The 17,432-nt window shown below is 72.8% G+C and carries 14 protein-coding genes; 3 read left to right on the top strand and 11 right to left on the bottom strand.

Annotation, left to right across the window (positions count from 1 at the left end; all coding sequences use genetic code 11):
• Positions 1 to 354: 354 nt before the first annotated feature.
• Positions 355 to 1,362, bottom strand: coding sequence for a stage II sporulation protein M (locus ABZ937_RS30600; protein ID WP_361696564.1), 1,008 nt, complete (start codon positions 1,360 to 1,362; stop codon positions 355 to 357).
• A 144-nt stretch (positions 1,363 to 1,506) separates the two neighbouring features.
• On the opposite strand from ABZ937_RS30600, the gene ABZ937_RS30595 reads away from it, so the two are divergent.
• On the top strand, positions 1,507 to 2,457 hold the full coding sequence (locus ABZ937_RS30595; RefSeq protein ID WP_361696563.1) for an RDD family protein: 951 nt from the start codon (positions 1,507 to 1,509) through the stop codon (positions 2,455 to 2,457).
• 22 nt (positions 2,458 to 2,479) lie between these two features.
• Here ABZ937_RS30595 and ABZ937_RS30590 read toward each other — a convergent pair whose 3' ends face one another.
• Both ABZ937_RS30590 and ahcY read right to left on the bottom strand, forming a co-directional pair.
• Positions 2,480 to 3,094 (bottom strand): hypothetical protein, encoded by a 615-nt coding sequence (locus ABZ937_RS30590; protein ID WP_361696562.1) that lies wholly within the window; start codon positions 3,092 to 3,094, stop codon positions 2,480 to 2,482.
• A 182-nt stretch (positions 3,095 to 3,276) separates the two neighbouring features.
• Positions 3,277 to 4,734, bottom strand: a complete 1,458-nt coding sequence (gene ahcY, locus ABZ937_RS30585; RefSeq protein ID WP_361696560.1) for an adenosylhomocysteinase — start codon at positions 4,732 to 4,734, stop codon at positions 3,277 to 3,279.
• 298 nt (positions 4,735 to 5,032) lie between these two features.
• Between ahcY and lepB the strand changes: the two genes are divergently transcribed.
• The gene (lepB, locus tag ABZ937_RS30580; RefSeq protein WP_361696559.1) at positions 5,033 to 5,713 is read left to right on the top strand and encodes a signal peptidase I; all 681 of its coding nucleotides are present in this window, start codon (positions 5,033 to 5,035) and stop codon (positions 5,711 to 5,713) included.
• Positions 5,714 to 5,734: 21 nt separating this feature from the next.
• Here lepB and ABZ937_RS30575 read toward each other — a convergent pair whose 3' ends face one another.
• From ABZ937_RS30575 to ABZ937_RS30550, 6 genes are all read right to left on the bottom strand, one after another.
• Entirely contained in the window at positions 5,735 to 6,715 is a 981-nt protein-coding gene (locus ABZ937_RS30575) for a cation diffusion facilitator family transporter (protein ID WP_361696558.1), read from the bottom strand.
• 132 nt (positions 6,716 to 6,847) lie between these two features.
• Entirely contained in the window at positions 6,848 to 7,999 is a 1,152-nt protein-coding gene (gene manA, locus ABZ937_RS30570; protein ID WP_361696557.1) for a mannose-6-phosphate isomerase, class I, read from the bottom strand.
• Positions 8,000 to 8,093: 94 nt separating this feature from the next.
• On the bottom strand, positions 8,094 to 9,221 hold the full coding sequence (locus ABZ937_RS30565) for an SIS domain-containing protein (protein ID WP_361696556.1): 1,128 nt from the start codon (positions 9,219 to 9,221) through the stop codon (positions 8,094 to 8,096).
• 76 nt (positions 9,222 to 9,297) lie between these two features.
• Positions 9,298 to 9,468 carry a Trm112 family protein gene (locus ABZ937_RS30560; protein ID WP_361696554.1) on the bottom strand — a complete coding sequence of 57 codons (171 nt, stop codon included), beginning with the start codon at positions 9,466 to 9,468 and terminating at the stop codon, positions 9,298 to 9,300.
• Between the two features lie 73 nt (positions 9,469 to 9,541).
• Entirely contained in the window at positions 9,542 to 10,906 is a 1,365-nt protein-coding gene (locus ABZ937_RS30555; protein WP_361696553.1) for a phosphomannomutase/phosphoglucomutase, read from the bottom strand.
• Positions 10,907 to 11,062: 156 nt separating this feature from the next.
• Entirely contained in the window at positions 11,063 to 11,488 is a 426-nt protein-coding gene (locus tag ABZ937_RS30550) for a DUF3499 domain-containing protein (protein ID WP_361696552.1), read from the bottom strand.
• Between the two features lie 351 nt (positions 11,489 to 11,839).
• Here ABZ937_RS30550 and ABZ937_RS30545 point away from each other — a divergent pair, with 351 nt between their 5' ends.
• Complete coding sequence (locus ABZ937_RS30545) at positions 11,840 to 12,226, top strand: metallopeptidase family protein (protein ID WP_361696551.1); 387 nt, start codon at positions 11,840 to 11,842, stop codon at positions 12,224 to 12,226.
• Between the two features lie 25 nt (positions 12,227 to 12,251).
• Here ABZ937_RS30545 and ABZ937_RS30540 read toward each other — a convergent pair whose 3' ends face one another.
• Together ABZ937_RS30540 and ABZ937_RS30535 are read right to left on the bottom strand one after the other, a co-directional pair.
• Positions 12,252 to 13,778, bottom strand: coding sequence for a DUF5719 family protein (locus ABZ937_RS30540; RefSeq protein WP_361696550.1), 1,527 nt, complete (start codon positions 13,776 to 13,778; stop codon positions 12,252 to 12,254).
• Entirely contained in the window at positions 13,775 to 17,419 is a 3,645-nt protein-coding gene (locus ABZ937_RS30535; RefSeq protein WP_361696549.1) for a glycosyltransferase, read from the bottom strand. The genes ABZ937_RS30540 and ABZ937_RS30535 overlap by 4 nt, the downstream gene beginning before the upstream one ends.
• Between the last annotated feature and the right edge of the window lie 13 nt (positions 17,420 to 17,432).

The following is a 17,432-nucleotide window of genomic DNA, read 5'->3' as shown; positions in this document are numbered from 1 at the left end:
GGCTTTCCTCCGGGCGCTTCCCTTCGGTCTTGCGTTTCCGACTCTATCAGATCTTTTCTCGATCCGATTTCCTCGGTGCTTTCCAGGTTCCCGCTTTCGCGTTTCCCTTTCCGGCGGTTCCGACTTTATCAGAAGTTCTTGGCCGGTCTGACCGGCCACTCATTTCTGAGTCATCGGGGGGTGCTTCTCGGAATGCCGTTCACGACTTTCTGAGGAAGCTCGTAGATTCTATCGGCTGCCGGTGGAGTTGTCCACTTCCAGGCAACTGTTTGAATCTACCTCCCCACGCCTCCCGTGTCAACGGGTCTTGCGGGGCGAAGAGGAGACTAGCAGCTCACAGGGGCCGAACGCACATCAGGCGGCCGCGGGTGCGGCGGCGCTGCGGTCCGCCGCTTCGAGATCGCCTGTCTCGCCTGCGCGTGCCGCGCGGCCTCCCAGGACGTAGACGTACGCCAGAAATGCCAGCTCGGCCGCGACTCCTGTCCCGATGCGGGCCCAGGTGGGCAGGCCAGAGGGGGTGACAAAGCCTTCGATGGCGCCCGATACGAAGAGAACCAGGGCGAGGCCTATCGCCATACCGAGGGCGGCTCGCCCCTCCTCCGCGAGTGCCGCGCGCCGGGGGCGCGGGCCGGGATCTATCAGTGTCCAGCCCAGACGGAGGCCCGTGCCGGCGGCGACGAAGACCGCGGTCAGTTCGAGCAGGCCGTGTGGGAGGACCAGGCCGAGGAAGGTGTCGAGACGGCCTGCCGAGGACATGAGGCCGAATCCGACGCCCAGGTTGAGCATGTTCTGGAAGAGGATCCAGAGGACGGGCAGTCCCAGGAAGACCCCCAGGACCAGGCACATCGCCGCTGCCTGGGCGTTGTTCGTCCACACCTGGGCGGCGAAGGCGGCTGCGGGATGGCTGGAGTAGTAGGTCTCGTACTCGCCGCCCGGGCGGGTCAGCTCGCGGAGCTGGCTGGGGGCCGCGATGGACGACTGCACCTCGGGATGCGTGCCTATCCACCAGCCCAGGAGGATGGCGACAGCTGTCGAGACGAGCGCCGTGGGCACCCACCAGTGCCGGGCGCGGTAGACCGCGGCCGGGAAGCCCTGGGTAAGGAAGCGTGTGGCGTCCCGCCATGAGGCGCGGCGGGTGCCGGCGACGGCGCTGCGCGCGCGTGCCACGAGCTGGCTGAGCCGACCCGTCAGCTGTGGGTCCGGAGCACTGGACTGAATGAGGGAGAGGTGGGTGGCGGTGCGCTGGTAGAGGGCGACGAGTTCGTCTGCTTCGGCGCCGGTGAGGCGGCGCCGGCGACGGAGCAGTGCATCGAGCCGGTCCCATTCGGCTCGGTGTACGGAGACGAAGACGTCCAGGTCCATCGGGTCTGCCTGCTCCTCGGCTCGTCGGCCACGGCTCGTCTTGGATGCCCGTGAGTGTTGTCAGCTTGTCCCACTGGGGCGCGATGCGCCCACAGCTTGGCAGACTTGCGGCTCAGGGGGGCGGACCAGGGAAGGACGGCAGGCGTGAGTGAGCTGGTGACGGGCGAGGCGGTGGCGCTCGAACTGCGGCCGGCGAAGCTGCCGAGCAGGGCGCTGGCCGTGCTGCTCGACCTGGCGGTGGCGATGGTCGCGTACCTCGTCGTGATCATGGTGCTGGTCGCGTCGACGGCTTCGCTGGACGAGGCCGCGCAGGTGGCGCTGTCGATCGCAACGTTTCTGCTGGTCCTGGTCGGCGGGCCGATAGCCGTGGAGACGCTCAGTCACGGGCGTTCGCTGGGGAAGCTGGCGTTCGGGCTGCGGGTGGTACGTGACGACGGTGGGCCGATCCGGTTCCGGCACGCGCTCGTGCGGGGCGCGATCGGGGTGGTCGAGATCCTGATGACGCTCGGGGTGGTGGCCTGTATCGCCTCACTGGTCTCTGCGCGGGGGCGACGGCTCGGGGACGTGTTCGCGGGCACGCTGGTCGTGCGCGAGCGGATACCCGCCGGGCGGACCGGCTTCGTACCGCCTCCGCCGCCGTGGCTCGCGGGACGGTTCGCCGAGCTGGACCTGTCGGCGGTGCCGGACGGGCTGTGGCTCGCGGTCCGGCAGTACCTGACACGGATGCGGCAGCTTGATCCGCAGGTGTCGGCGGGGATGGCGCAGCGGCTCGCGGCCGACCTCGCCGGACGTACGGGCGCGCCGCTCCCGACGGATCTGCCTCCGGCCGCGTTCCTGGCGGCCGTGGTCCACGAGCGGCAGTCCCGTGAGGCCCGGCAGGCCTTCGGCCACAGCGGTTCGACGGTCGGGGGCTTCGCCCCGCCGGTGGCGCAGCCCGGCGCACCGGCCTCTTATCCGGCTCAGGTCGCGTACCAGCCTCCAGCTCCCCATCAGCCCCCGGCGACATGGCCTCAGGGTTCTCTCCAGCCTGCTCCGGAGCAGGAGCGGGCCGACCGGCCGGACCGGCGGGCCACCGGGTTCGCGCCGCCGGCGTGACGGCGGGGCGGAGGCGCCGCGTTCAGTCGAAGTGCGACGGCGGTGACTGAAGGTCCTCCAGCTCGATCCCGGGCGCGGCCAGGACGACGTCCCCGGCGATGTGGACGGTGTGCTGTTCGCCCGTGTCCAGGGCTGTGACCTGGTATTCGTCCACGGTCAGCGGGCCGTTGTCAGTGGCGTGTGCTTCGCTGTTCACCAGAGCCCAGGACTGGTCCACGGTGCGGGGGGCGAGGACGGGGTCGGTGAACGCCACGAGGCGTACGCGGGTCGCGGCGGACGAGGGGGTGAGGCGCAGGAGACGGGCGGTGGCGACGAGGAACGCGGGGGACGTGCCGGTGAAGGCGTGGGCGCGCACATTGCCTTCGGTGGCATGGGTGCCGGTGGGGTCGGTACGGACCCAGGTGACGCCGTCCAGGGCGGCGCCGCGCACCTGCCAGCCACCCGCGTGCAGTTCGAGGCGGATGGGACGGCCGAGGTCGTCCAGGGCGAGGTCGACCGAGCCGCGGTGGTCGCCGGCGGGGCCGGTCAGCTGCGAGACATAGCGCCAGCCGGACGGGCCGGGGGCGCACTGGAAGTGCTCTTCTGCGAGGGGGGTGTGATCGTGCGGATCGTGGAGCGAATAGCGGCCGCGGGGCATGGGGGTCCTGGGTCTTGACGGGCTGGTCCGGCCGGAAGCCATAGGTCGGGGGCCAAAGGGGCAGGCCCCCGGCACGGGGGTGCGGGGGCCTGCCTCGGAGGACCTGCTGCCGGGGAGGGTGCGTCGGTGCACCGGCGCACTCCCCCGGCGGGCCGGACTACGGAATCGCCGGCTCGGACGGCTCAGTAGCGGTAGTGGTCCGGCTTGAACGGGCCGTCGACCTCCACGCCGATGTACGCGGCCTGCTCCGGGCGCAGCTTGGTGAGCTTGACGCCGAGCGCGTCCAGGTGGAGGCGGGCGACCTTCTCGTCGAGGTGCTTGGGCAGCGTGTAGACGCCGATCGGGTAGGCGTCGGGCTTGGTGAACAGCTCGATCTGGGCCAGGGTCTGGTCCGCGAAGGAGTTGGACATCACGAACGACGGGTGGCCGGTGGCGTTGCCCAGGTTCAGCAGGCGGCCCTCGGAGAGGACGATGATGACCTTGCCGTCGGGGAAGGTCCAGGTGTGGACCTGCGGCTTGACCTCGTCCTTGACGATGCCCGGGACCTTGGCGAGGCCGGCCATGTCGATCTCGTTGTCGAAGTGGCCGATGTTGCCGACGATGGCCTGGTGCTTCATCTTGGCCATGTCGGCGGCCATGATGATGTCCTTGTTGCCGGTCGTGGTGATGAAGATGTCGGCCTTGTCGATGACCTCGTCCAGGGTCGTGACCTGGTAGCCGTCCATCGCCGCCTGCAGGGCGCAGATCGGGTCGATCTCGGTGACGATCACGCGGGCGCCCTGGCCGCGGAGGGACTCGGCGCAGCCCTTGCCCACGTCGCCGTAGCCGCAGACGACGGCGGTCTTGCCGCCGATCAGGACGTCGGTGGCGCGGTTGATGCCGTCGATCAGGGAGTGGCGGCAGCCGTACTTGTTGTCGAACTTCGACTTGGTGACGGCGTCGTTGACGTTGATTGCCGGGAACAGGAGGACGCCGTCGCGCTGCATCTCGTACAGACGGTGGACGCCGGTCGTGGTCTCCTCGGTCACGCCGCGGATCTCGGAGGCCAGCTGGGTCCACTTCTGCGAGCCGTCCGTGATGGTGCGGTGCAGGAGTTCGAGGATGACGCGGTGCTCGTCGGACTCGGCGGTGTCGACGGCCGGCACCTCACCGGCCTTCTCGTACTCGACGCCCTTGTGGACGAGAAGGGTGGCGTCGCCGCCGTCGTCCAGGATCATGTTCGGGCCGCCGGTGGGGCTGTCCGGCCAGGTCAGCGCCTGCTCCGTGCACCACCAGTACTCCTCCAGGGTCTCGCCCTTCCAGGCGAAGACCGGGATGCCCTGGGGGTTGTCGGGCGTGCCGTTCGGGCCGACGGCGATGGCGGCGGCCGCGTGGTCCTGGGTGGAGAAGATGTTGCAGGAGGCCCAGCGGACCTGGGCGCCCAGGGCGACCAGGGTCTCGATGAGCACGGCGGTCTGGACGGTCATGTGCAGGGAGCCGGTGACGCGGGCGCCGGCCAGCGGCTGCGCCTCGGCGTACTCCTTGCGGATCGCCATCAGGCCGGGCATCTCGTGCTCGGCGAGGGTGATCTCCTTGCGGCCGAACTCGGCCAGCGAGAGGTCGGCGACCTTGAAGTCCTGTCGGTTCTCGACAGTCGTCATTGCGAGCTGCTCCTCGGGGTTGGGGCGAGGTGGGTACGGCTGGTCTGCGCGGCGGCGGACACAGGGGTGCCCGAGAAGAGGACACAGGCATGCCCACGTACGCGCAGCGCAGTCCGTCGGAGGCCCTCTCTCCCTCGGTCGGTCCGTGTGGGACCGCCCGACCGCCATCAGCAGCGACGTCTGGCTCCGTCCCAAGCTACACCGGACGCCCCCGTCGTCCCCAGTCCGCCTGAGCATCGCGTTCACGGGTAGCCGCTATTCTCCGCGCGGCGGAAGGGCCGCCTGGGGAGGATGGGACATGGCGCGCAGAGGGCGGGGACTGGGAATCGCGGCGCTCGTGGTGGGGCTGCTGGGGGTGGCCCTCGGCGGTGGTGCCTACCTGTACGGGAGGAGTGCGTTCGGCACGGGCACGATGCCGAGCCAGAGCATGGAGCCGACGTACCACCGGGGCGACAAGATCATCTGGGAGCGGTTGGACGGGAGTGAGGTGCGGCGCGGTGACGTCGTGATGTTCTCGATGCCGGGGCGCTATCGGGCCGACGGTGTGCTCATGCAGCGGGTGATCGGCGTGGGCGGCGACCGTGTGGTCTGCTGCACGACCGTCGGAGCCGAGGAGCGGGTCACCGTGAACGGCGAGCCGCTCAAGGAGCCGTACGTCTACCAGGGCGACGCCGACGGTGTGCACCGGCCGTTCGATGTGAAGGTGCCGCGGGGCCGGCTGTTCCTGATGGGTGACCATCGGTCCAACTCGATGGACTCGCGCTTCTTCGCGTCGGACCACGGCGGGACCGTTCCGGTGGACGCCGTGCAGGGGCGGGTGACGGACGACCGTACGGGCCCGGCGCTGCTGGGGACGGCTCTGCTCGTCAGCGGGGTGCTGGTCCTCACCGGCATCGGGCTGGGGATCGGCTTCCTGGTGGTACGGCGGCGGAAGGCGCCGGCGGTGCCGCCGGCGCCCTGGCCCGTGCAGCCGGTCTGACGACCGACGCCGTACCGGAGGTCAGTGACCGGCGGGGTGCGGGGTCGGGCCGCCCGGGGTGGCCTCCGGGTCCGGGCCCTTGGCGGCCGCGGCCTCGCTGTAGATGTCGGGTTCCAGGTAGATGACACGGGCGATGGGGACGGCGGCGCGGATGCGGACCTCGGCGGCGTCGATGGCGCTCGCGACCTCGGCGGCCGTGTCGTCGTGCCGGACGGCGATCTTGGCGGCGACGAGCAGCTCCTCGGGGCCGAGGTGCAGGGTGCGCATGTGGATGACGCGGGTGACCGTGGTGCCGTCGACGATCGCGGCCTCGATCTTCTCGACCTCCTCGATGCCCGCGGCCTCGCCGAGCAGCAGCGACTTGGTCTCGGCCGCCAGGACGAGGGCGATCAGGACGAGCAGGACACCGATGCAGACGGTGCCGATGCCGTCCCAGACGCCGTCGCCGGTGAGCAGGGCGAGGCCGACGCCGCCGAGGGCGAGGACCAGGCCGATGAGCGCGCCGAAGTCCTCCAGGAGGACGACCGGCAGCTCGGGCGCCTTGGCACGGCGGATGAACTGCGACCAGGACAGCTTGCCCCGCAGCTCGTTGGACTCCTTGATGGCCGTGCGGAAGGAGAAGCCCTCGGCGATGATCGCGAAGACGAGGACGCCGACGGGCCAGTACCAGTGCTCGACCTCGTGCGGGTGGTTGATCTTCTCGTAGCCCTCGTAGATGGCGAACATGCCGCCGACCGAGAACAGGACGATGGAGACCAGGAAGGCGTAGATGTAGCGCTCGCGGCCGTATCCGAAGGGGTGCTGCGGGGTCGCTTCGCGCTGCGCCTTCTTGCCGCCGACGAGCAGCAGGAACTGGTTGCCGGAGTCGGCGAGCGAGTGGACGCCCTCGGCGAGCATCGAGGAGGAGCCGCTGAACGCGAACGCCACGAACTTCGATGCCGCGATCGCGAGATTGGCGCCGAGTGCCGCCACGATCGCCTTGGTACCGCCTGACGCGCTCATGTGTTCGCGTTGTCCCTTCGCCCTCGTACGTCTACGCCGTCCCGGCGTGTACCCGTCTTTGCCCGTGCTTTGCCGGTGGGCCATTCTTGCAGCCCGGCCGGGCAGCGGCGCGTCAGGTATCCACAGCCCCGGTCATACGATCACAGTGGCGCGGAAGACCGTGCCGGCGCCCGAGATCTCCGCCTTCTCGCCCGCCGGGACGAAGACCGACTGACCGGGGCTCAGCTCGTGTTCGCCCGCCCGGACGGCACCGGCCGTGCAGAGCAGGATCTGCGGGGTGTCCCGGGTGAGGTCGTGGACGGTGCCGCCCTCGGGGAGGACGTACCGGGAGAGCCGGAACTCGTCGATCGGCGTCTCGTAGACCTCCTCGTCGTCCGGGGAGGCCTCGGGGCGCAGCACGCCCGGGTCGGTCGGTTCGAAGCGGACGATCCGCAGCAGTTCGGGGACGTCGACGTGCTTGGGGGTCAGGCCGCAGCGCAGGACGTTGTCGGAGTTGGCCATGATCTCGACGCCGAGGCCGCTCAGGTAGGCGTGCGGGATTCCGGCGCCGAGGAACAGGGCCTCGCCGGGCTGCAGGCGGACGTGGTTGAGGAGCATGGCGGCGATGACGCCGGGGTCGCCCGGGTAGTGGTGGGCGATGTCGGCGTAGGGGGCGTAGGCGCCGCCGAGGCGGGTGCAGGCGGCGGTGGCCTCGGCGACGGTGTGGGCCATCTCCTCCGGGTCGGCGCTGAGGATCGCGGTGAGGACCTCGCGCAGGGCGGCGTCCTCGGGGTGGGCGTGCAGCAGGTCGACGTACGGCTTGAGGGAGTCGACGTCGAGCCCGGCGAGCAGGTCGGCGGCCTGGACCGGGTCGCGGAAGCCGCACAGGCCGTCGAACTCGGTGAGGGCGCAGATCAGCTCGGGCTTGTGGTTGGCGTCCTTGTAGTTGCGGTGCGGGGCGTCGATCGGGACGCCGCGCCGTTCCTCGTCGGCGTACCCCTCCTTGGCCTGCCGCAGGTCGGGGTGCACCTGCAGGGACAGGGGGGCGCCGGCGGCGAGGATCTTGAGCAGGAACGGCAGGCGCGGGCCGAACGCGGCGACCGCGCGGGCGCCGAGTTCCCGTTCCGGGTCGGCCTCGATCACCTCGACGAGCGTCCCGCGCGCGGTGCGCGAGGGTGCGCCGGGGTGCGCGCCCATCCACATCTCCGCCTGGGGTTCGCCGGTCGGCTCGACGCCGAGGAGCTGCGGGATGGCGGTGGGGGAACCCCAGGCGTAGGGGCGGACGGTGTTGTCGAGGCGGTCCATGTGTCTTCTCTGTCTCCGTAGGTACGCGGCTCAGCCGGCCCTGTCGCTTCTGGTCGCGCCGCTGATGGGCGCGCTCGGCAGGCCAGGAGTCAGATCAGGCCCCCGAAGCGAGCGCCAGGTAAACGGCGGCGAAATCCGTGACGGCGATCAGTTCCGCGAGGGTCTCCAGTTCGCCGCCCTCCTCCGGTTCGAGTTCGCTGATCGGCGTGTCGTGGCTGAGGGCCAGGTCGCGGGCGGCCGGGGCGGCGGTGAGGCCGCTGATCGGGCGGTCGCGGAGCAGCACCACGCGCGCGTGCAGCGCGGGCTGCTCCTCCACGCGGTCGCGGAAGAAGTCGTCGGGGTCGGCGCTGGCGGCGAGCGGGCCGGCCAGCAGGGCGCTGTGCTCGGCGAGTGCTTCGGGCAGTTCGGCGACGAGGGCGGGGCGGCCGGCGAGCTCGGCGAGGGCGGCGGCGAACCGGCGGCCCGCGGGACCGGCCGAGGTGCCCTCCGTCCACACGACGGGCAGGGCGTCGGCGAGTTCGGCGGCGAGGGTCTTGGCCGGGTTGCTGTAGGTCGCGATGGCGGGACCGCAGCGCTCCGCGATGTGGTCCAGGCGGTCGGCGACCTTCTCCAGCTCGTCCGGCGGGACGGTGAGCAGGCCGATCCGGTCCAGCAGCGCCAGCAGCGGGGTCAGCAGCGCCCAGAAGACGCCCGGGGAGGACGCGGCGAGCGGTTCCCCCTGGTCGTAGGGGGCCGTCGCCATCGGTACGAACAGTCCGTGCGCGCCGGCGACCGCCTCGGCGAGCGGGGTGCCGGACGGGGCCACGCCGACGACCGAGACGCCGCGGCGGTAGGCCTGGTCGGCGAGGAGGGAGAGGCTCGGTTCGGTGCCGTCGGGGGTGGCGATCAGGAGCAGGTCCACGGATCCGGCCCAGCCCGGAAGCTCCCAGCGCAGGGCTCCCGCGGCCGGGGCGACGCCGCTGGGGGCGAGCCGGACGACGGGGCTGCCGGCGCCGGCCAGGGTGCCGAGCAGGTCGGCCGTGTGGGTGGCGGCGGCGCCGGGTCCCGCGATGAGGACCGCGCGGGGGCGGCCGTCGGGCTTGAGGTCGCCGACGCCGGCCTCGGCGGCGTGCCGGGCGGCGGTGCGGACGCGGGCGCCGGCCTCCGCCGCGCCGCGCAGCAGACCCCGGTGGTCGGCCTCGGCGAGGCCCTCCGGGGTGTCGAGCAGCGATTCGTCCAGCATGGGCGGCAGCCTCCGATAGCCGGGGGGTCCTGGGGTCCTACGAGGGTCCTGGGGTCCTACGGGGTGAATCGCCGCGTCACTCGGGGCGGCGGGCCTCGTCGACCAGCAGGACCGGGATGCCGTCACGGACCGGGTAGGCGAGACCGCAGTCCCGGCCCGTGCAGATCAGCTCGGTGTCCTGCTCCTTCAGGGGGGCGTGGCAGGCCGGGCAGGCGAGGATCTCCAGGAGGCCGGCTTCGAGCGCCATGGGGTGTCCCTTCGGGGGGCGGGTATGTGTCTGTGGATATGCCTGGTCAGCGTACCGCCGTTGGGCGGGGCGCTCAGCCCCTGATGATCGCCAGCGCCTCGTCGCGGATCTTGGTCATCGTGGCCTCGTCCTTCGCCTCGGCGTTCAGGCGCAGGAGCGGCTCGGTGTTGGACGGGCGGACGTTGAACCACCAGTCGGCCGCGGCGACCGTGAGGCCGTCGAGGTCGTCCAGGGTGACGTCGGCGCGGCCCTCGTACGCGGTGCGGATCGCGGCGAGCCGGGCGGACTGGTCGGCGACGGTGGAGTTGATCTCGCCGGAGCCGGTGTAGCGGTCGTACTGCGCGACGAGGGCGGACAGCGGGCCCTGCTGGCCGCCGAGGGCCGCGAGGACGTGCAGGGCGGCCAGCATGCCCGTGTCGGCGTTCCAGAAGTCCTTGAAGTAGTAGTGGGCCGAGTGCTCGCCGCCGAAGATCGCGCCGGAGCGGGCCATCTCGGCCTTGATGAAGGAGTGGCCGACCCGGGTGCGGACCGGGGAGCCGCCGTTCTCCCGTACGACCTCCGGGACCGTGCGGGACGTGATCAGGTTGTGGATGACCGTGCCCTTGCCGCCGTTGCGGGCCAGTTCGCGGGCGGCGACCAGCGCGGTGATCGCGGACGGGGAGACCGGGTCGCCCTTCTCGTCCACGACGAAGCAGCGGTCGGCGTCGCCGTCGAAGGCGATGCCGAGGTCGGCGCCCTCCGCCGGGACCCGCTTCTGCAGGTCCACGAGGTTGGCCGGGTCGAGCGGGTTGGCCTCGTGGTTCGGGAAGGTGCCGTCCAGCTCGAAGTACATCGGGACGAGGGTCAGGGGCAGGCCGGCGAAGACCGAGGGGACCGTGTGGCCGCCCATGCCGTTGCCGGCGTCGACCACGACCTTCAGGGGGCGGATGGAGGTCAGGTCGACCAGGGAGCACAGGTGCGCCGCGTAGTCCTCCAACGTCTCGCGCGAGGAGAGGGTTCCCGGCCGGCTCACGGGCTCTGGGGCGCCCTCGGCGAGCCAGCGCTCGGCCAGCTCGCGGATCTGCGCGAGGCCGGTGTCCTGGCCGACGGGGGCGGCGCCCGCGCGGCACAGCTTGATGCCGTTGTACTGGGCCGGGTTGTGGGAGGCCGTGAACATCGCGCCCGGCAGGTTCAGCGCGCCGGAGGCGTAGTACAGCTGGTCCGTGGAGCACAGGCCGATCTCGGTGACGTCCACCCCGCGGTCCGCCGCGCCGCGCGCGAAGGCGCGGGAGAGGCCGGGGGACGAGGGCCGCATGTCGTGGCCGACGACGATGGCCGCCGCTCCCGTCACCTCCGCGAAGGCGGCGCCGAAGAGTCCGGCCAGTGCCTCGTCCCACTGGTCCGGGACCACTCCGCGCACGTCGTACGCCTTCACGATCTGCGACAGATCAGCAGTCACGGCCAACCCTCCTGAGGTCCTATTGGGTGCCCACAAACTACCCGTCGGGAGTGAGGGGGAGGTGTGCGGTCACCGGTGGACGCTCGGTGGACCCCCATCCGTAACGCCCGGACGAGGCGAATCGTCACGCCTGACGGGGGTGGCGCGGGGTGGTGATCAGTTGTCCGGGGAGCGCAGGACCCTCAGGTGGCCGCGGCGGGCGACCTCCATGGGGTCCGCGGCGCGGCCTGCGCCGCCGCCCGCCTCGGCCGCGCGCTCCTGGGGGCGGGCCGCCTCGCGCACGGCGTTGGCAAGCGCTTCCAGATCGTCGCCGCTGGGCCGCGCGGGCGCGGAGCCGTCCAGGAGTCGTACGACCTCCCAGCCGCGCGGGGCGGTGAGGCGCTCGGAGTGCTCGGCGCACAGGTCGTAGCAGTGGGGTTCGGCGTAGGTGGCGAGCGGGCCGAGGACCGCGGTCGAGTCGGCGTAGACGTACGTCAGCGTCGCGACGGCGGGTCGGCCGCAGGCGGTGCGCGAACAGCGACGTACAGGGCTCACGACGTTGGACGGTACCGCACTCTTGAGCGGGCCGCGACGACTCCCCACCAGGTCACTCCACCGTGTCGTGCTGTGAAACGGCCCACACGCCTCTTCGAGCGGACCCCGCTGACCTGCGGGGACAGGTTTCCGGCGGGTGTCCGGCGGGACCGCATCCGGTCATGAGTCGGTACATACACCGTCAATTGCCTTGAGTTCGGCGGTCTTGGAGAGTTACGGAAACGAGCCAGACCTTGGCCGGAATGGTCATCCTGCGACATGGGGGTCCGGCGGCCGGTTGCCGCGTGGAGCCGGACGGCCGGAGGGTGCGGGGACTACGCTTCACCAGTGATGGACAACCGTGTACCGCCCCGTGCCGCCGGCCCCGGGCCTCGTCGCCGTGATCGCCATGGGCGGGGCATGCGGGGGCCGATCGCGCCGCCGCAGGTGCCGCTGGCGGCCAGCCGTGCCGAGGTGTTCGCGGACCTGGTGCAGGACTCCGTGGAGCGTCTTGAACGGCGGTGGCCGCAGCTTGCCGACATCGACTTCCTGGTGCTGGAGGTGCCGCGGCTGGACGGGCGCGGGGAGCAGGCGGCGTGGGGCGACGAGGCCGTGCCGCTCGGCGGGATCATCCCCGCGCGTGACGGGCGGCGGGCCCGGGTCGTCGTGTACCGGCGGCCGGTGGAGATCCGGACCAAGGGACGGGACGAACGGGCCGCGCTGGTGCACGAGGTCGTCGTGGAGCAGGTGGCCGAACTGCTCGGGCTGACGCCGGAGACCGTGGATCCCCGTTACGGGGAGGACTAGGCGGCGTCTCCGGGCCGCGGCTGCGCTACTTCTGCAGTACCGACAGGTCCTCCTCCGCCTGGGGCACCGACACCATCCCGTGGTCGTTCGGGAGGGTCTGGACGGTGAAGGCGGGGATGCCTCCCTCGGTGACCGCGAGGGTGCGGGAGGCGTAGACCGGGCCGCCGGAGACGGGTTCCACCGTGAGGGCGTACGTGCCCTTCATGCCTGCGGGGACCGGGGCGTCGATGTTCTGGGTGGTGCCCGACTTGACGGTGTAGGTCTTGGTGACCGGGGTGCCGCCCTCGCTGCCCGCCGAGGCGGTGACCTTGACCGTGGCCGTGGCGGTGGGGGCCGTCAGGGCGAGCGTCGTTCCCTTCTCGCTGTTGTCGGCCGACGTCGCGCGCGCGCCGACGGCGGCCGTCGCCGGGATGAACGCCGTTTCCCGCTTGTCGCCCTTGCCCCGGACGACCTGGAGGGCCGCGACGACCGGGACCGTCTGGTCGGCGGGGGTGAGGACCAGGGAGCCGGCCTCCCCACGGGTGACGTCGCCGAGGTCGACCGCCGTCGTCATACCGGACTTGACGTGCACGGTCTCGTTCCCGGCCGGGGTGATCAGGCCGTCGGGCGAGGCCAGGCGGATCTTCAGGTCGGCGTCGTCGTCGCCGGGGGTGAAGGCGATCAGGCGGACGTCGGTGGCGTCCTTGGGGATGCCGGGCAGGACCAGGCTGCCGGCCGGGTCGGCGGCCGCGGCCAGCCAGTCGCCGCCCGCCTTGTCGTCCAGGGCCTGCACGGCCGCGCCGACCCGGCCGCTGCGCACGCTGACGTGCACCGTCAGGTCGGTCTGCCGCTCGTCGGTGAGCGTGGAGAGCAGGATCGGCTCGCTCGCGTGCGGCTCGACGGTGAGGTTCTCGCCCAGCGGGGCCTTGATCGCGCCGTTCTTGCCGTACAGCTCGATGTCGACCACGGCGGCGGAGTCGTCGGGGTTGGTGAGGTGGACGTAGTCGGTGCGGCCGGTGGCCGTGGCGGCGCCCGGGAACCAGAACTCGGTGTCCGCGCCGGTGCAGTTGACGCCCTGGAGGCCGCGGCCGGTGCCGACGGCGACCTCGGTGGTCTCCTGGACGGTCCAGCCGGGCGCGAACCCGCCGTCCGCGGTGCCGACGAGCGCGGGCGCCTCCGCACCGGAGGTGTCACCGGTGGCGGGCGTGCCCGGCGCCTTCGGGGTGAGCACCGGCCGGTCGGCCTTCTTCCCGGTGCCCTTGCCGTCCTTGCCGTCCTTGCCCTTCTGGTCGCTGCCCGCATCGTCCGCCGACTGCTCGGTGGCCGCCTGGAACTGGGCCTTGCCGCTGCCGGTGGTGCCCTTCGTGACAGGCGTGAACGACGTGTACGCCGTGTCGGCGACGTCCGACATGCTCGGCGCCGGGCACAGCAGGGTGGTGCGCTCCACGGGCAGTTGGCCGACTGCCTCGGGGACGGCGGCGCCGGAGGCGGACGGCGGGTCGAACGCGGCGAACGCGGTGACGGCGGCCACCGCGGCCGTGCCGGCGATCAGGGACAGGGTGGTGCGGTTCACTGCTGGCTCCCGTCGGGGCGCTGGCTGCCGGTGCCGTGGGGGTGCTGGGCCGGGTCGTAGCCCTGCTGGGCGGGGTCGTACGCCGGGTCGTAGCCCTGCTGCTGGTAGGCCGCCGGGTCGTAGGGGGCCTGGTCGGTGCCGCCGTTGTAGGCGTACGGGTCGTACGGGGCCGTCTGGTACGGGTCGGCCTGGTACGTCTGCTGGCCGTAGCCCGTCGCGGTCTGGTACGGGTCGGTGCCGTAACCGGCGTACCCGGCGTTCGCGTAGCCGCCCTGGTCCCACTCGTCGTAGGACTGCTGGTGCGGGACGGCGGCCGGGGGCTGGTCGGGGGGCGGCGGGGTGCCGGGCCGGTCCTCGGCGGGCGGCTCCTCGGCCTGGGCGCGCAGGCGGCGGGCGCGACGGCCCTCACCGGCGGTGGCCTGGGCGGGCAGCGGCTGCTCCTCGGGCAGGTCGTCGTCGACGTCACGGCGGCGGCCGGGCAGGGCGAGGACGACCAGGACGACGGCGAGCGCGCCCTGCGCCCAGAGCCAGGCGGTGCGGGTGACCGGGGCGTCGTAGGTGACGTCCAGCCGGCCTCCGGTGGAGGGCAGTCGGAAGCCCTGGGCCCAGCCGTCGACCGTGGTGCGGGTGAGCGGCTTGCCGTCGAGGGTGGCCGTCCAGCCGTCGGCGGCGCTGTCGGCGAGCCGCAGGACGCGGTTGCCCGAGCCGGAGGGGATGGTGGTGTGGATCTCCACCGGTCCCGCGGTGACCGGCTGGGCCCGGCCCGGGTCGTCGGCGGGCACGATGGCCGCGCGGGCGACATCCTGGCCGACGCGCCACAGGGCGCTGCCGTTCTGCTGGCTGAGCCGGCTCACGCCGGGGGTGGCGTCGAGGACGCGGGCGATCTCCCGGGGGGCGCCCTTGTGGACCAGGACGTAGCGGACGGCGAAGCCGCCGAGTTCGTCGGCCTGGTCGGCGCCGGAGCCGGCGACGAGGTTGGCGACGATCTTGTCCAGGCGGGTGTTCTCGCCGCCCGCGGCGGTGAGTTCGGCGTCGCCCATGCGGGCGCCGGAGCCGCGGACCAGGGTGTAGCGCACGCGCGCGGTGGAGTCGCTGTCCAGGATCAGGGTGCGGGCCTGGTCGCCGCCGGCGGAGTCCTCGGCGACGAACGCGGGCACCTGGGCCGGGTCGCGGCGCTCCAGGGGGCCGTCGGCGCCGCGGATCATCCAGCCGGCGGCGACGAGCAGCGGGCCGGCGGCCGAGGCGAAGGCGATCAGGGCGGCGACCGGCTGGCGCCAGCCGAAGCTCTGCTCGGCCACGCGCGCGCGTGCGCCGTCGGCGCCGAGGGCGGCGGCGGCGAGCAGGGCGATGCCGTGGACGAGGGTGGCCGGTCCGGCCCAGGCGGACTTGTTGGACAGGACCGCGAAGACGAAGCCGGTCAGGGCGACGGCCCAGGCGGTGCGGATGGCGAGCTGCCGCTCGGAGCGCAGCAGGGCGGCGAGCGCGGCGAGCACGATGCCGATGAGCATCAGGCCGTGCACGGTGCCGGGGCCGCCGGGGGCGGCGCCGAGCAGGTCGAGCGCGGAGGCGGCCGAGGGGCCGTACTCCAGACCGGCTTCCTTGAAGAAGCCGAAGGGGAGCAGGGTCAGCGACCAGGGGGCGAGGACCAGCAGCGGGGTGCCGAGCTGGGCGAGGAAGCGCAGGCCGTGGGCGACGAGGTCACCCCGGCGCAGCACGAGCACGCCGAGGCCGAGCAGCAGCGCGATGGGCCAGACGATCGGCGTGAAGGCGGTGGTGACGGTCAGCAGCAGTGCGTACGCCCAGGTGGCTCGCCAGCTGCCGCGGGCGCCGGCGCGGTACGCCAGGCCGCTCGCGGCGATGCCCGCGCGCGCGATGAGCGGCAGCAGCACGGCGAGGACGGCGGTGCCGACGCGACCGCCGGCCAGGGCGCCGGTGGTGGCGGGCAGGAAGGCGTAGGCGATGGCGGCCCAGGCGCGCAGCAGCCGGGAGGTGACCAGGGGCCGGGAGGCGAAGTAGGCCGTGAGTCCGGCGAGCGGCACCGAGCAGATCAGCAGGACGGTGACGGCGAGTCCGGTGGAGCCGAACAGGAGCGAGGCGAGGGTCGCGACGACGGCCAGGTAGGGCGGGGCGGACGAGGCGCCGCCGGCGCCCACCGGGTGCCAGCCGTCGACGTAGCGGGACCACAGGTCGCCGGCGTCGGCCGGGGCGGGCAGCAGGGCGCCGCCGGCGAGCGCGCCGCCGCCGAGCAGGGCGCGGCAGGCGGCGAGGGAGATGAGCAGCAGCGCGAGGAAGAGCACCGGGCCGGGCTTGCGGGCGATCCGTTTGAGCCGGGCGAACTGCTCGACCTCCAGGAACTCGGCGTCGTCGCCGCCGGGCCCGGACTCCACGGCGCCGCCGTGCCGGCCGGCCGAGGAGGTGTCGGTGTCGGAGCCGCTGGTGAGGTTGCCCGCGAGCTGTTCCACGGTGGCCCGGACGGTGGCGCCGGGCGGCGGGAACAGCTGGCGCAGCTCGCCCTTGTCGATCTGGGCGGGGCCGCGGCGGCGCCGGGCGGCGATGATCCGCTCGGGCCGCAGCAGGGTGCTCAGCAGGCCGCGGATCTCGTCGACGGCCTGTCCGGGGACCTTGCCGACGAGGTAGGCGAGGGTGCGCAGGACGGTGCCGAGGACGAGCCGCAGCAGCACCCAGGGCAGCGCTGCCGTACGGGTGTTGACGAGCAGGGTGTAGACGGCGCCCGCCTTGTCGACCTTGTGCGGGGAGGCGGCGGTGCGGCCGGCGCAGTCGACCGTGCGGCGCTCGCGGGAGGCGGCCTCGGCGTGCCGGACGACCGCGTCGGGGGCGACCAGGACGCGGTGGCCGGCCGCGTGGGCGCGCCAGCACAGGTCGACGTCGTCGCGCATGAGGGGCAGCCGGCGGTCGAAGCCGCCGAGCTGTTCGAAGACGTCGCGGCGGATGAGCATGCCGGCGGTGGAGACGGACAGCACGGTGCGGACGTGGTCGTGCTGGCCCTGGTCCTGCTCGCGGCGGTCCAGACCGGTCCAGCGGCGGCCGGAGTTGGCGATGGAGACGCCGACCTCCAGCAGCTGGCGGCGGTCGTACCAGCCGCGCAGCTTGGGGCCGACGACGGCGACGTCGTCGCGGCCGAGTTCGAGTTCGTTGTCGACGACGCGCAGCAGCTGGGCGAGGGCGTCGGGTTCGGGGGCGCAGTCGTCGTGCAGCAGCCACAGCCACTGGACGGGCTCGCCGTGCGGCAGTTCGGGCAGGTCGTAGGCGTCGTCGCGCCATGAGCGCGTGACCGGGTCCCAGCCGCTGGGGCGCTTCAGGTACGGCAGGTCCTCCGGGGTGAGGACGGGCGCGGTGCGGCTCGCCTCCTCCACGGCCTGGCCGAAGCCGGTGCGGCGGGCGAGGTGCAGCACGTTGGCGTCGCCGAGGGCGTCGGTGAGCAGCTGCGCGGAGAGGTCGGCGCTGCCGGTGTCGGCGGCCACCGCGTACTGGACGGGGCGCTCCTGGCCGAGCAGCCCGGCCAGCGCGTCGGGCAGCCAGCGGGCGCCGTCGTGGGAGACGAGGACCGCGGTCACCACATGACGCGGGGACTCGGGTGTTGCGGCGCTGTCTTGGGCCGCCGTTTGGCTGTGCACGGACATCGAGGTACGGGCC

The organism is Streptomyces sp. NPDC046727 (genome assembly GCF_040645635.1).
Classification (GTDB): Bacteria; Actinomycetota; Actinomycetes; order Streptomycetales; family Streptomycetaceae; genus Streptomyces.
The sequence above is the reverse complement of the archived record's forward strand: the minus strand, read 5'-3'. Positions and strand labels throughout refer to the sequence as shown.

What these genes read in the sequence shown, in the direction of transcription:
- ABZ937_RS30590 (WP_361696562.1), bottom strand. Translation starts at nt 3,094, where the DNA reads ATGCCCCGCGGCCGCTATTCGCTCCACGATCCGCACGATCACACCCCC.
- manA (WP_361696557.1), bottom strand. Translation starts at nt 7,999, where the DNA reads ATGGACCGCCTCGACAACACCGTCCGCCCCTACGCCTGGGGTTCCCCC.
- lepB (WP_361696559.1), top strand. Translation starts at nt 5,033, where the DNA reads ATGGCGCGCAGAGGGCGGGGACTGGGAATCGCGGCGCTCGTGGTGGGG.
- ABZ937_RS30560 (WP_361696554.1), bottom strand. Translation starts at nt 9,468, where the DNA reads ATGGCGCTCGAAGCCGGCCTCCTGGAGATCCTCGCCTGCCCGGCCTGC.
- ABZ937_RS30535 (WP_361696549.1), bottom strand. Translation starts at nt 17,419, where the DNA reads ATGTCCGTGCACAGCCAAACGGCGGCCCAAGACAGCGCCGCAACACCC.
- ABZ937_RS30545 (WP_361696551.1), top strand. Translation starts at nt 11,840, where the DNA reads ATGCGGGGGCCGATCGCGCCGCCGCAGGTGCCGCTGGCGGCCAGCCGT.
- ABZ937_RS30600 (WP_361696564.1), bottom strand. Translation starts at nt 1,362, where the DNA reads ATGGACCTGGACGTCTTCGTCTCCGTACACCGAGCCGAATGGGACCGG.
- ahcY (WP_361696560.1), bottom strand. Translation starts at nt 4,734, where the DNA reads ATGACGACTGTCGAGAACCGACAGGACTTCAAGGTCGCCGACCTCTCG.
- ABZ937_RS30565 (WP_361696556.1), bottom strand. Translation starts at nt 9,221, where the DNA reads ATGCTGGACGAATCGCTGCTCGACACCCCGGAGGGCCTCGCCGAGGCC.
- ABZ937_RS30575 (WP_361696558.1), bottom strand. Translation starts at nt 6,715, where the DNA reads ATGAGCGCGTCAGGCGGTACCAAGGCGATCGTGGCGGCACTCGGCGCC.